This is a genomic window from Marinobacter lipolyticus (genome assembly GCF_018424605.1).
GTDB classification, from domain to species: Bacteria; Pseudomonadota; Gammaproteobacteria; order Pseudomonadales; family Oleiphilaceae; genus Marinobacter; species Marinobacter lipolyticus_B.
This window is the reverse complement of record NZ_QTKT01000007.1, coordinates 64,367-77,843: the sequence shown is the minus strand read 5'-3', so window position 1 is coordinate 77,843 and position 13,477 is coordinate 64,367. Positions and strand designations below refer to the sequence as shown.

Below are 13,477 nucleotides of genomic sequence, written 5' to 3'. Positions count from 1 at the left end.
TCCTGTACTTGCTGACTTAAAGCTCGACGGTGACGGGGCCCTGGGGAACGGATATGCACAATTGAATGTTCTCCTCTCCGGGCCCGGAGCTTTTTCCGGTTAAACGATTCACAACGGTGCCGCTGGTTTTCTTGCAGCTGCATTGATGGCAGATGCCCATGCGACACCCGTAACGGGGTGACAGTTTTGCCGCCTCGGCAATGTCCAGCAGTACGGCATCGCCTTCGGACGACACGTTCAGATCACTGCGGCTGAAGTGGACGGCGCCGCCGAGGCTGTCGGTATCCAGCGCGGCCCGAGCCGCAGCAAAGAAGGTGCTGTGCCTGCGGTCTTCGGCAATACCCTGGCGGTCCAGGAGATCGCCGGCCAGATCCATCAGGCCCTTGGGGCCGCACAGGTAGCAGCGCCGTGCCTTGATGCCCGGCACTTCTTCGAGATCGCTTTCACGCAGGAAGCGCGGTTGCTCGCTTTCGTTGGTCGCCACCACGTTCAGGGTGAAGGCGGGCCAGTTCTGGCGCAGGCTGTAGAGCTTTTCAGCGCCGATGATGTCGGCCTGGGTGCGCACGAAGTACAGCAGGGTGACCGGCGCCCGATAATCAGAGGCGGCCAGTGTTTCCAGCTGACTCAGTACCGGTGTAATGCCGCTGCCGCCGGCAATGTACAGCAGGGGTTCGCTGGCCTCAGGTACCAGGAAGTCGCCAAAGGCCTCGCCCAGACCCAGGGTATCCCCCGCTTGCAGATGATCGTGCATCCAGTTGGTGACCAGGCCACCGGGCAGGCGTTTGATGGTCAGGGTCACGGTGCTTTGGTCGTTCCACTGCGCCGGGGCACTGGACAGGCTGAAGGTGCGGTTGCGGCGAACACCGTCAATATCAATACAGATGTTCACATGCTGACCGGCTTCGAAACCGGACCAGCGTTTCGCCGGTTTGAGCACAAAGGTTTTGGTGTCTGCGGTTTCGTCAATAACGCGCTCCACACGCGCAGGAGTGTACTGTTGTACCCACATGGGGTTGATGCGCTCCAACAGCGGGTCGAAGAAGGCAGTCGGGTCTTCCCGGTTAAAAAGCTGCTTCCCCAGCCATTGCAGTGCGGATGATCGTTCGATTCTGGATAACATATCGCTCTCTCCATCTGTACCGTTGTGTACAGTTGTTCACTTATGTGTACGACTGTACACAGGGTGCTGTTGGCGAGCAATTGGTAATTTTGTTGTTGGCGCAAAATGACAAGCATCGTGTACTTTATTTTTCCGAAATGTGTACACTTGTGTACCTGATATAACGGAAACGGCTGTACGGTGAGGGCATGGCAGAAAAACAGCGACGCAAGCCGGGAGAGACGCGGGAAAAATTGATGAGCGCGGCATTAACGCTGGTCGGCAAGGGCCGTCATTTTGCCAGCCTTGGAATCCGCGAGGTCACCCGTCAGGCGGGCGTGGTACCCACGTCTTTCTACCGCCACTTCCGCAACATGGACGATCTGGGCTTACAGCTGGTGGACGAACTCGGCCTGGTGCTCAGGCGCATGATGCGGGAGGCCCGCAACAATGTGCTGCAGGCCGACAAGTTGATGGAAGAGTCGGTGGGCATTTTCATCAACCACGTGCAGGCCAACCGCAGTTTCTTCTTCTTTATGGCCCAGGGCCTGGCCGGTGAGAGCCGCGCGGTGCAGGAAGGCATTCGCAGCGAAATGCGCTTCTTCGCCAGCGAGCTGGCCAACGATCTGCGCCGGCTACGCCTGGCAGAACATCTCAGTGACGGAGACCTGGAACTGACCTGCGACCTGGTGGTCCGCAGCGTGGCGTTCAGCCTGACCGATCTGCTGGGGGTGTCACCGGACGATGACTATCAGATCGACCAGATCCGCCGGCGGACCACCCGCTTCCTGCAACTCATCTTTGTAGGCGCCGCCCACTGGAAGAGTGAGGGCGCCTGATCCCGGCGGTCACATGACCCCTTCGGCTTCCTTGTAGAGCGAGCGCACCGGGCGGGCGAACACCTTCCGAACCATCGGCTCGAAGTAAGACAGCGGCAGTGTTTCTGCTTCCGGGTCGAACGCCGGTGAATCGTATTTGTGAACGAACTCGATGGTCTGCTCGAAATGCGGATGGTCCCGGTACTGCTCCCTCATGTCCCGGTCCATGCCGAGGTAGTGGAAGAAGAAATAACCCTGGAAGATGGCGTGATGTTTCACCATCCAGTGATTGGCCTCGCTGACAAAGGGCTCCAACAGCACAGCGGCCACATCGGCGTGATTGTAGGAGCCGAGGGTGTCGCCAATGTCGTGCAGCAGCGCGCACACCACATACTCGTCGTCTTTTCCGTCGCGGTGCGCCAGGGTTGCGGTCTGCAGGCAGTGGGTCAGCCGATCCACGGGAAACCCACCACAATCCCCTTCCAGCAGTTTCAGGTGTTCCAGAATGCGCTCTGGCAGGCCCTTGGCGAATTCTCCGAAAGACGAGGCGATGATTTTCCAGTCCTCGGGTTTGCCATCCTTCATGTGGGTAAAGCTGGCCTGAGGCTCGGTGTGATGACTCATGGGGATCTCCTCTCAGTCGCGGAAGCTGGGGTCAATGCGATCCAGTTTGCGCAGTAGCCCGGGCCAGGCCAGTTTGCCGCCGAGCCCTTTGGTGACCTGATCCGCCTGCTGTTTGATGGTGTCGACAATCCCGCCAGGAATCGGCGTCAGCGGACGATTGCCGGACAGCGCCCGTACCTGGATCTCGCAGGAGGTTTGCAGGATGTACATGGCCAGGAACGCATCGGCAATGCTGGTGCCGGTGGTCAGCAGGCCGTGATTGCGCAGGATCATGAAACTGGCGTTGCCGAGGTCTTTTTGCAGCCGCGCTTTCTCGTCCTCCCGCAACGCCACACCCTCGTAATCGTGATACGCCAGGCTGGCGAGCGCGAACAGGCTCTGCTGTGACAGCGGCATCAGGCCTTCCTGCTGGGCCGACACGGCAATGCCGTCGGTGGTGTGCAGATGCATGACGCAGGCGGCGTCTTCCCGTACGGCGTGAATGGCGCTGTGAATGGTAAAGCCGGCGGGGTTGATGTCGAAATCGTCAGGATCGATCTTGTTGGCGTCCTGGTCCACGCGGACCAGGCTCGAGGCGGTGATCTCCTCGAACATCATGCCGTAGGGGTTGATCAGGAAATGGTGCTCGTCCCCGGGTATCCGGGCAGAAATATGGGTGAATACCAGATCGTCCCATCCATAGAGGGCTACCAGCCGGTAGGCCGCGGCGAGATCCACCCGCAGCTGCCATTCCTCGGCGCTGACGGACTCTTTTTTCGAGGGAATCGAAAGCTGTGCTGACATGGCGTGCCTCTCCTGCAAACGATGCAAATTTCCGGTCGGATGTTGTTGTGGTCGATGCCTTGCTTTCTGTGAGTGTAGGTAAGAGTGATCGGTGAAGACTGTCAATTGGTTTACAATTGCCCCATGACCGATACCAAGACTGTGCTGACCAACTGCCCGTTGTTTTCCGGCTTTCCCGCGAAGGCTTTTGAGGATCTTGCGGCGATTGCCCGCATTCGCCGGTTCGACGCCGACGAGCTGATATACAGTCGGGGTTCGGCGACCTCCACCCTCAACGTGATCGCCTCCGGCGTGGTGCGAATCAGTTCGGTCAACCCGGCCGGTCGGGAGGCCACGCTGATTATGTTCAGTGCCGGAACCTGGTTCGGGGATTCGGTGTTCTCTCCGGGCATGAAACGGGTTTACGGCGCCACGGCCCACGAAACCGCCACGCTGATCGAGATACCCGGCGATGCCTTCCGTCAGCTCATGGCAACCTATCCCCAGTGCTACCCGGTTATCCTCGATATGGTCAGCCGCCGGTTATGGGCGGCCATGTCTATCATCGAAGACGATGCCTTGCGGGGCATTGCCGCTCGCATCGGTCGCCGTTTGCTGTTTCTGGCGGAAATTCAGGGCAACGGGGAGGCAGGGGCGGATCCGGTGACCATCTGGATTACCCGCGAGCACATTGCCAACATGATGGGCATGACCCGCCAGGGGGTGCATAAATGGATCAAGGATTTCGAGAGGCGGGGGCTGCTGACCTTGGGGTATGGCCGGATCGTGCTGAACGATCCGGCCGCTTTGCAGCGACACCTGGCCACCATTGACTAGCCTGGCCCCGTAGGGGGAGCGGAGGCGGTCAGCTCTTGGGCGTGGTTTTTTTGCGGGGTGCCCGGCGGGGTTTCGGTGCCGGTTTGGCTGCCGGCGGCAACAGCAGGCTTTCCAGCTCTTCCAGTGCCTCGCCGGTGTACACCGCCAGTTTCTGCATGCTGGGCAAGGTGTCGCGGCAGCCGGTGAAGCCGAAGTTCAGCGACCCCGCGTAGCTCAGGCAGGTGATGTTGAGCGCGCCGCCGTGGGCAATCAACGACACCGGGTACATCGCCTCCAGCTTTGCCCCCTCGTAGTAGAGCGTCTCTTCCGGCCCCGGCACGTTGGAGATGGTGACATTGAACACCGGCCGCATGCGCCCGCCCATTCCAGACATGAGCTGCAGAATGTAGGGCGACATCAGCAGCATGGTGTACTGGGTCAGCGCCTTGCGGGGCAGTTTCTGCAGATGCTCCTTGGCCCGTCGGGTCGACTGTTTGATGTGTGACAGGCGGGTCAGCGGGTCCGCCTGGTCGGTGGCCAGCGAGGCGATCATGAAGCTGATCTGGGTGCCGGTGCCCTGATCATCCGCCGGGCGGATGTTGACCGGAATGCCGGCGGTCAGCGGGGTGTCCGGCAGATTGTCCTGCTCGATAAGAAAACGGCGGAGGGCGGTGCCACACAGGTACAGCACGATGTCGTTGAGGGAGCCCTGGGCCGCGTGTGCCAGCGTCTTGAGCTTCTCAAGCTGATAATGCTGGGTGGCAAACCGGCGTTGGCCAGTGACCCGATGGTTCAGTACCGACACCGGGCCGGTGAATGGCGCTGTCAGACCGTCTTCCGGATGGCGGGCGGACTGGATCAGTCGCGACATGGCGTTCCACAGCCGCGGGGCCATATCCGCCTGCAGTTTGAGGGCTTCCATGGCCTGGGAGAAAGCGGCCGGGATGCTGGCCTCGCTGTCGGTCTTGCTGCCACGGGTGCGTTCCGGGCGTACGGACCAGGGCGGCAGCATGTTGGTTTCGTTGGGGTCGGTGCTGAGTACCCGCTGCATGAGCCGGACGCCGCTGATGCCATCGATCATCGAATGGTGCATCTTGGTGTACAGCGCAAACCGGTTGTTTTCCAGGCCCTCGATAATGTGGCACTCCCAGAGCGGGCGGGAGAAATCCAGAGGGTTGGAATGCAGTCGCGAGACCAGAATGCCCAGTTCCCGCTCACTGCCCGGCCGCGGCAGGGCAGAGTGGCGAACGTGGTAATCCAGGTCCAGGTGTTTGTCGGCCTTCCACATGGGGGCCACCAGGCGCCCCAGAAAGCCGGAATATCCCAGTTTGTAGCACCAGGGTGGCTCCAGCTCACCATCCTCTTTCATGCGTGCCAGCATGTCCCTGAGAAAGGTGTCGGGAGCGCCCTCGGGAAGGGAGAAAATCTGCAGGTTGCCCACATGCATCGGCGTGTCTTCCGACTCTACCGCCAACCAGGATGCATCCAGTGTGCCCAGGCGTTTCATTCAGTGTCCTCTTGATCGTCCTTGCGTTCAGTCAACGTAATAAAAGCTTGCTTTGTTATTAGTTGAGGAGCGCAAGTATACGCAACTACAACAGCCAAACACACATCTGAGCCGTGCAATGGTTCGGTTTTTTTACAGCGTAGCAGGAATGTGCATGTCGTGAAGGCTACCTCATACTTTCGTGGCCGGCGTGTTACATGTTGTTGCGAAATCTCTGTCACGACTTATCGCGGCCTTGTGCTACCTTCGCTGGCCGACTAACTTCATTAAAACAACAATGTGGAGGCACTGTGGAGTCGAGTCCGCTGATTTCTGCCGGGTTACCGATTGCCCTGTTCATTATCATGATCGGTATCGGCATGACCCTGACGGTTCGGGATTTCCGCCTGGTGGCGGTGTATCCGAAAGGCATGATTGTGGGAACCGTGGCGCAGATTCTGCTGATGCCGCTGATCGCGTTCGCGCTGGCTACACTGCTGGCGGTGCCGCCGGCGATCGCGGTGGGGCTGGTGATCATTGCCGCCTGCCCGGGGGGCACCACGTCGAACCTGTTCGTGCTGCTGTCGCGGGGCAATATTGCCCTGTCCATTGTGCTGACCGTCAGCGCCAGCCTGATCACCATCCTGACCCTGCCACTGTTCACCAACATAGCACTGGAATTCTACATGGGAACCCAGGAAACCATCGTGCTGCCGGTGTGGAAGACAGTGGGCATGCTGGTCGGTATCGTATTGTTTCCGGTCGCGCTGGGCATGGTGGTTCGCACCCGCAACCCGGTGCTCGCCAAAAAAGCGGAAAGCGTGGTCAGTATCTTCGGTGGCGTGGTGCTGGCCATCCTGATTGTCGGGCTGATCGTCGGGGTGCGCGACCAGATCTGGGATCTGCTCAAACAGGCCGGGCCAGCGACGATCCTGCTCAACGTTGCCGGCATTGCGCTGGGATTGCTGGCCGGTCGCGTGGCCGGGCTGACCCAGCGGGAGTCTCTCGCGGTGGCCGTAGAACTCGGGGTAAAAAACGGCACCATCGCGCTGATGGTCACGCTGACGTTGCTGGAATCCAGTGCCATGTCCATTCCGGCCGCGGTCTATGGTGTGCTGATGTTCCCGATCGGCTTTGTACTGGCCATGTATGGTCGCAGTATCATCCCCCAGTCCTCGGTGAAAGCGCCGGCGTCGCCCCACGCGGATTGACAGAAATGCCCGTGCCCCTCTGCCACCAGAGACAGAGGGGCGGGCAACGATCGCTGATACCCTGAGCTTCTGAAACATCGAACTCAGGATAATAACAATGACATCGCTCGCCCCATCTCCCTTCGTATTTCATCGTCACTTTGCCGCGCGCCGGCCATGGTTCGCCCTGTTGCTGCTGATGCTGATGCTGGTGCCGGTGTTGGCCTGGTCCGACAGCCGTTTACGGGAAACGATCTACGACCAGAGCCTGCCGCTGGCCGAGCGGATTGAGGCCATGCAGGAACTGACCGGCCTGGAGCCGGACGCAGAACGGGTCTACCGGGTGTGCATCTGGGACATTTTTGGCCGCTCCGGGCCCATTTACGCGGCGGCCCAGGATCAGCGCCGCAAGATCCTGCAGTACGGCATCAACGTGGACATGGTGCCCTACACCAGTGAATCGGTGATGGTGGAAGAGCTTAAATCCGGCACCTGCGACGCGGCCCTGATGAGTGGGCTGCGAGCGCGGCTGTTCAACCAGTACACCGGCACCCTCGATTCCATTGGTGGTTTCCCCGAGCGGCAGCAGATGCGGCTGGGCCTGCAGCTGATGGCTGACCCCCGAAGTGCCGACCGCATGGTCAGTAACGGTTACGTGGTGATGGGCATTGCGCCCGGCGGCGCCGCCCATGTGTTTGTCAATGATCGCAGCATCAACACCCTGGCCAAGGCCTCCGGCAAACGGGTGGTGGTGCTGGATTACGACCCCACCCAGGCGGAAATGATCGCCGGTGTGGGTGCAACACCGGTGGTGGCGGACATCGTCAATGCTCCCAACATGTTCAACACCGGTGTGGTGGATGTGCTGGCTGCGCCGCTCGCGGCCTACGAAGTGCTGGAGCTGCACAAAGGTCTGGAGCCCGATGGCGGCATTATTGATCTGCCGCTGACCCACATCACCATGCAGCTGATCGGCCGCGAAGAAGTTATTCCCAATGAGTTGGCGCAGTTCGTGCGGGAGGCTTTCTATCAGGGTTTCGATGAGATCATCAGCCGTATCCGCATGGAAGAGGACAAGGTGCCGGACAAATGGTGGATTGAAATTCCCCCGCAGGACCGCCGCGAATACGACGCCCTGATGCAGCAGGCACGGCTGGAACTGCGCGAACAGGGGTATTACAGCGCCGATATGCTCACTCTGCAGCGCAAAATCCGATGCCGTACTGACGGTAGTCGTGAGGAGTGCAGCAATCCGGTGGAATAAGCCATGACCGCCGAATCCCGTGTTCAGCCGGTGTCGCGAAGCGGCGTGTGGCCGCAGACACTGGCCAGCCTGCCGATGCTGGTCATTCTCGTGCTCACCCTGCTGGCCTCGGTGGGCGAGACCCTGCACTCGCGCCTGCTGGAAATTGGCGGTGCCACCTGGCCTGAGTACTTCAACCTGCGGGTGATCGATCAGGTTGGTGCGCCGGACTGTCAGGTGGTGGTTGACCCGGACGCCGCCGTGGACCTGGCCGTTGCCGCCAAACAGGCGGAAAAATCCGCCGATCCCTTTGCCGATGTGTTCGGTGACCAGATCGATCGGGAGCAGATCCGTGCCTCGGTGATGGCCACCTCACGCGCCTGCGAAAGACAGCTGGAAAAGTGGGAGCGACTTCAGTCGCTCAATGGCCCCGGCGTTCAGGCGTTCGCCCTGATGGAGACCGGCCTGGCGCAGGCGGTGTTGCTGGTAACCGGCAACCGCCGGGTGCTGCTGGGGCTGATGCTGCTGTTCTGCGCGGCCGCCGCAACCCTGGGGCGCCAGCACATTGCCCTGCGGCCCGTGGAAAGCCGCCGCGATGACCGGGTGGCCACGGTGTCACAGCTGGTGGCCAACGGGTTGTTGACCGCGTCCACCTGGATCTACCGGCAGCAGGAGCTGGCCCAGGCCGACGCGGGCATGCCCCTTGCGCACCTGTTCATGCACGATATCTGGGTGACGGGGTTCGGCATCCTCACCCTGATCTCCCTGTTGCAGCTACGTCAGCCGCGGGGCGAGCTGCCTCCAGGCGGAAGCTGGCCAAGGGCCTTGCTGAGCGTGCCGCTGTACAGCGTCATGTGCATTTCTGCCTCAATCCAGTTTGCATTTCACGGCTTCTACCACGGCATTGCGGTCTATCTGACCATGATGGCGGAGTTGTCGGCGCTGTTTCTGAATCTTGGCCTGTATGTGTGGGTGGGTATGTTGCTCGCCCGCACGCATCTCCCCCGCAAGGTATTTGACGTGCTGCGGCCCTGGCGATTGCCGCCGAAATGGCTGGGTGTGACGGTGTTGCTTTTGACGGCCTTGCCCACCGCCTACAGTGGCGCGTCCGGTATTTTTATTCTGGCGGCGGGCCTCACGCTTTACCGGGAGCTGCGGCGCGCCGGGACGTCGGAGCAACTGGCGCTGGCCACCACGGCCATCTCCGGGTCCATGGGCACCATGCTGCGCCCCTGTCTGCTGGTGGTGATCGTGGCCACCCTCAACAACAGCGTGACCACCGATGAACTGTTCAGCGCCGGCGCCAGGGTACTGCTGCTGACGGCCTCGGTGTATGCGGTTTACGTATTTCTGATCGGCGGCCCGTCGCAAGGGCGCATCGCCCCGTTGCGGGAGGCAGTGCCCGGCATGCTGCGCGCGCTGGTGCCGCTGATGCCTTACGTGGCCATTTTCGCCGGGGTGATACTGCTGTGGAATGTGTTGCTGGACCGGGGGCTGGACGAGTTCTCCGCGCCAGCGATTTTGCCGTTGATCCTGCTGCTGGTGCTGGCGTTTGAGCGTCGGGTGCTCAGGTCCGCGGATCCCGATGCCGATGAAGCGCTGCAGGCTGCCGGTATGCCGCTGCCAACCGGGTTCGTATCGTCGGTGCTGCGCGCCACCCGCGAATCCAGCGCCCTGATCGGTGCGTTGCTGATGCTGATGGCGCTGTCGGTGAGTGTCGGGGGGCTGATCGAACGCTCCGGTCTGCTGGAGATGTTCCCCGAACAATTGGGCTCGGTGTGGCTGACGCTGACGCTGCTGATGGGCTTGCTGGTATTCATCGGCATGATCATGGACCCCTATGGCGCGGTGCTGCTGGTGAACGCCACACTGGCGCCCATTGCCCTCAATAACGGCATTAACCCCCTGCATTTCTGGGTGATGACGGTGCTGGCGTTTGAAATGGGATACCTGACCCCGCCGGTGGCGCTCAATCATCTGCTGACCCGTCAGGTGGTGGGGGTGCCAACCTCGCCGGAGAGCCTGTACGGCTCCTTCTGGCAACGAAATTTCCGATTCATTCTGCCGGTGCTGGTGATGGGCACGACACTGATCGCGGTTACCTACTTGCCCGCCCTGTGGGACGGCGGTTTCCGACTGATGTTGGGTATCCAGTCAGCGGGTTAGTGACTATGCTCTGGCTGGAACGCTGGTGAATTCGTCGGAGTGCAGGCATGAATTTTCTTAACGGCATTACCCTGTTACTGGTCTATCAACTGGTAGGTGAGGTGGCGGTGCGGCTCGCTGGCCTGCCGATTCCAGGCCCGGTGCTGGGCATGGTCATGCTGTTTCTGACCCTGCTGATCCGCGGCCGCGCCCCGGCGGCGGTGGACCAGGCCTCATCGGCGCTGCTGAGCCATCTGTCCCTGCTGTTCGTACCCGCTGGTGTCGGAATGATGGTGCACTTCGGTCGCATTGCCGAGGAATGGCTGCCGATTACCCTGGCGCTGTTGCTCAGCACCATCATCACCATGGTTGCCACCGCGCTGATCATGCAGGTGACCAGCCGCTGGTTCGCCGGGCCGCTGGAAAACGGAGGGCCGGGGGATGACTGAGCCTGGCCTGAAGGATATCTGGGTCTATCTCTCGGCTTCACCCCTGTTGGGGCTGACCATGACGCTGGTTGCTTACGGACTGGCGTATCGACTTTACCTGCGGACCCGCTCAAACCCGCTGGCCAACCCGGTGGTGACCTCGGTTGCCCTGCTGATTGCGGCGTTGCTGGTGACCGGTACGACCTACGACGAGTACTTTGAAGGCGGGCAGTTCGTGCACTTTCTGCTGGGGCCGGCCACGGTGGCCTTGGCAGTTCCGTTGTATCAGCAGTTTTCCCGGCTGCGACAACTGTGGTTGCCGATCACCCTCTCGCTGGTCTGTGGCGTGGTGATTGCCGCCGCCAGTTCCATTGGGCTGGCCTGGCTATTGGGCGGCTCGCCCGAGATCCAGATGTCGCTTGCGCCCAAATCCGCCACCGCACCGGTCGCCATGGGCATAGCCGAGAAAATCGGCGGTCTGCCGTCATTGACGGCGGTGCTGGTGGTGATCACCGGCATCACCGGCGCGGTGCTTGGCACCAAGCTGTTCGAATGGATCGGTGTGAAAGACGATACCGCCCGGGGCATTGCCATGGGCGTTGCGGCCCACGGAATCGGCACTGCCCGGGCGTTCCAGGTGAGCCCGCGCATGGGCGCTTTTTCCGGGCTGGCGATGGCGTTGTCCGCATTTGCCACCGCGCTGGTGGTGCCGTGGCTGGTGGATATGATGCAAGGGTTGGCTGGGGGCTAGTTTGATAAAAAGTCGTGACCGTTACCGGGGCCACACGAGGCGAGCGTTCACCATACTGCTGGGCGCCTCGTCGGTGGGCAGTGTGGTGGCCCAGGAGGTGGGCAACGGGGCAGACCCTGACGACATGGTGCTGGAGGTGACGTCGTCGCGGCTGGTTCGCGATCTGTACGAAACGCCGGCGGCCGTCACCGTGGTGGATGCGCCTGCTATTCGCCGGGGCCAGCAGCGTCTGCAACTGGACGAATCCCTCAATACCGTGCCCGGCCTGTTCTTCCAGAATCGCTACAATTTTGCCCAGAACCTCAGGCTCTCCACCCGCGGCTTTGGTGCCCGGGCGCCCTTCGGTATTCGCGGCATACGGCTGCAGGTGGACGGCATTCCCTACACCTTGCCGGATGGCCAGTCGCAGATTGATGCGGTGGATCTCGATTCGGCCCAGCGTATCGAGGTCGTTCGCGGGCCGTCGTCGGTGCAGTATGGCAATGCCGCTGGCGGCGTGCTGGACGTGACCACCGCGCGCGGCGATGAGCTGCCGCCGGGTACCCGCCTGCGCCTTGACGGTGGCAGTGACGATTATCGCAAGGCCGCTGTCCAGGCCAATGGCGCAGACGCTGCTACCAGTGCCATCGCCACCCTGTCGTGGCTTAACGTCAATGGCCATCGCGAGCAGAGTGCTGCGGAGAAGGGTTTGTTCAACGGGCGGCTGAGCCACGAGTTGGCCCCCGGCAGGCGTCTGACGGCCACTTTGAACGCCCTGCACAACCCAGAATCCGAAGACCCCGGCGGCCTGACCCGGGCCCAGGTGGAAGAGGACCGCAACCAGGCCACCTTTCTGGCAAAGCAGCTGGATGCGGGCCAGAGTGTCGATCAGCAGACACTGGGACTTCAGCTTGAGGAAGCGGTCGCCGTTCCGGGCCAACTGACCGTTAATACCTTCTTCAGCCGCCGTGACTTTGCCCAGCAGCTACCGTTTCCCGGCGCCAGTCGGGTGGCCTACGACCGGCAGTTCTACGGAATCGGTTCCACCTATCAGCAGGAGGCCACGCTGGCAGGGTTGCCGTTGGTTTGGATGGTAGGCGCGGATCTGCAACGGCAGCGCGATGAGCGCCGCCGCTATCAGGTGTCCTTTGAAGGCCAGGTAACGGGCCAGACCCAGGATGAAACCCAGAACGCCACCACTGCCGCCGTGTTCGCCCAGGGCGACCTGGCGCTGACGGACCGGCTAAGCGTGTCCCTGGGCAGCCGGATCGACCGCCTCAGACTCTCCATTGACGATCACCGGCTGGAAGATGGCGATGATTCCGGCAGCCGCACGTTCCGCGAGGTCAGTGGCGTGGCCGGGGTCAGTTATCGGTTGGCTCCGCGTGAGCAGATCTACGGCTCGGTGGGGACGGCGTTCGAATCCCCGACGTTCACCGAGTTCGCCAATCCGGATGGCAGCGGCGGCTTCAACCCGGATATCGAGCCCCAGCAAGCCCTCAACCGCGAGGTGGGGCTTCGGGGTGTGATCGGTGGCGGCGTAACTTACGACTTGGCGCTGTTCTCCATCCGCGTGGACGACGAGATCCTGCCGTTCGAGCAGGACGGGCGCACCTTTTACGAGAATGCCGGCCGTACCAGCCGGGATGGGGTCGAGTTGGGGCTGGGCTGGGACATTTCCTACACGTGGCGGGTGACCTCGGCGCTGACCATCGCTGATTACCAGCTCGACGAGTTCACCGACGAACAGGGCAACGATGCCAGTGGCAATCGCCTGCCCGGATTGCCGCGGGAGAACTGGGTCACCGAACTGGAGTGGCGGGGGCAGGGCCGTCGCTTTGCGGCGCTGGAGTGGCAGTATGTGGGCGACCTGTACGCGGAAAACAGTAACCAGACCCGGGTCAGCGATTACTGGCTGGTGGGCGTGCGCGCCGGCGACAGCCTGCGGCTGGCGGACCAGAACCTCAGCTTGTACGCCGGCATCCGCAATCTGCTGGATGAAGACTATTTTGCCAACGTTCGCATTAACGCCAACGCTGACCGCCCGGTCGACCAGCGCGGTTACTTCGAGCCGGGACCGGGTCGGACAGTGTATGCGGGGCTGGAGTGGCAGTTTTGAACCACGCCTGACGATGG

At 61.6% G+C, this 13,477-nt stretch carries 12 protein-coding genes; 8 read left to right on the top strand and 4 right to left on the bottom strand.

Features of this window, described 5'->3' with window-relative positions:
• Positions 1-16: 16 nt before the first annotated feature.
• Complete coding sequence (locus tag DYI22_RS11115) at positions 17-1,120, bottom strand: ferredoxin reductase (protein WP_213478123.1); 1,104 nt, start codon at positions 1,118-1,120, stop codon at positions 17-19.
• Positions 1,121-1,308: 188 nt separating this feature from the next.
• Between DYI22_RS11115 and DYI22_RS11110 the strand changes: the two genes are divergently transcribed.
• Positions 1,309-1,938, top strand: coding sequence for a TetR family transcriptional regulator (locus DYI22_RS11110; RefSeq protein WP_213478122.1), 630 nt, complete (start codon positions 1,309-1,311; stop codon positions 1,936-1,938).
• A gap of 9 nt (positions 1,939-1,947) precedes the next feature.
• Here the strand turns inward: DYI22_RS11110 and DYI22_RS11105 are convergent, their stop codons facing one another.
• Both DYI22_RS11105 and DYI22_RS11100 read right to left on the bottom strand, forming a co-directional pair.
• Positions 1,948-2,541: an HD domain-containing protein gene (locus tag DYI22_RS11105; protein WP_213478121.1), complete on the bottom strand. Its 594-nt coding sequence runs from the start codon at positions 2,539-2,541 to the stop codon at positions 1,948-1,950.
• Positions 2,542-2,553: 12 nt separating this feature from the next.
• The gene (locus DYI22_RS11100; protein ID WP_213478120.1) at positions 2,554-3,324 is read right to left on the bottom strand and encodes a class II aldolase/adducin family protein; all 771 of its coding nucleotides are present in this window, start codon (positions 3,322-3,324) and stop codon (positions 2,554-2,556) included.
• Between the two features lie 123 nt (positions 3,325-3,447).
• On the opposite strand from DYI22_RS11100, the gene DYI22_RS11095 reads away from it, so the two are divergent.
• Positions 3,448-4,140 carry a Crp/Fnr family transcriptional regulator gene (locus DYI22_RS11095; RefSeq protein WP_213478119.1) on the top strand — a complete coding sequence of 231 codons (693 nt, stop codon included), beginning with the start codon at positions 3,448-3,450 and terminating at the stop codon, positions 4,138-4,140.
• A 28-nt stretch (positions 4,141-4,168) separates the two neighbouring features.
• Here the strand turns inward: DYI22_RS11095 and DYI22_RS11090 are convergent, their stop codons facing one another.
• Positions 4,169-5,626, bottom strand: coding sequence for a WS/DGAT/MGAT family O-acyltransferase (locus DYI22_RS11090; protein ID WP_213478118.1), 1,458 nt, complete (start codon positions 5,624-5,626; stop codon positions 4,169-4,171).
• Between the two features lie 290 nt (positions 5,627-5,916).
• On the opposite strand from DYI22_RS11090, the gene DYI22_RS11085 reads away from it, so the two are divergent.
• The 6 genes from DYI22_RS11085 to DYI22_RS11060 all read left to right on the top strand — a co-directional run bounded on the left by DYI22_RS11085 (position 5,917) and on the right by DYI22_RS11060 (position 13,460).
• The gene (locus DYI22_RS11085) at positions 5,917-6,816 is read left to right on the top strand and encodes a bile acid:sodium symporter family protein (RefSeq protein WP_213478117.1); all 900 of its coding nucleotides are present in this window, start codon (positions 5,917-5,919) and stop codon (positions 6,814-6,816) included.
• 97 nt (positions 6,817-6,913) lie between these two features.
• Positions 6,914-8,059, top strand: a complete 1,146-nt coding sequence (locus DYI22_RS11080; RefSeq protein WP_213478116.1) for a putative solute-binding protein — start codon at positions 6,914-6,916, stop codon at positions 8,057-8,059.
• 3 nt (positions 8,060-8,062) lie between these two features.
• Entirely contained in the window at positions 8,063-10,204 is a 2,142-nt protein-coding gene (locus DYI22_RS11075) for a TRAP transporter large permease subunit (RefSeq protein ID WP_213478115.1), read from the top strand.
• 47 nt (positions 10,205-10,251) lie between these two features.
• A complete protein-coding gene (locus DYI22_RS11070) occupies positions 10,252-10,632 on the top strand; it encodes a CidA/LrgA family protein (protein ID WP_213478113.1) in 381 nt (126 codons plus the stop codon).
• Positions 10,625-11,362 (top strand): LrgB family protein, encoded by a 738-nt coding sequence (locus DYI22_RS11065; RefSeq protein ID WP_213478111.1) that lies wholly within the window; start codon positions 10,625-10,627, stop codon positions 11,360-11,362. Before DYI22_RS11070 ends, DYI22_RS11065 begins: the two co-directional genes overlap by 8 nt.
• Before the next feature lies 1 nt (position 11,363).
• Positions 11,364-13,460: a TonB-dependent receptor family protein gene (locus DYI22_RS11060; RefSeq protein WP_228300975.1), complete on the top strand. Its 2,097-nt coding sequence runs from the start codon at positions 11,364-11,366 to the stop codon at positions 13,458-13,460.
• Positions 13,461-13,477 lie beyond the last annotated feature (17 nt).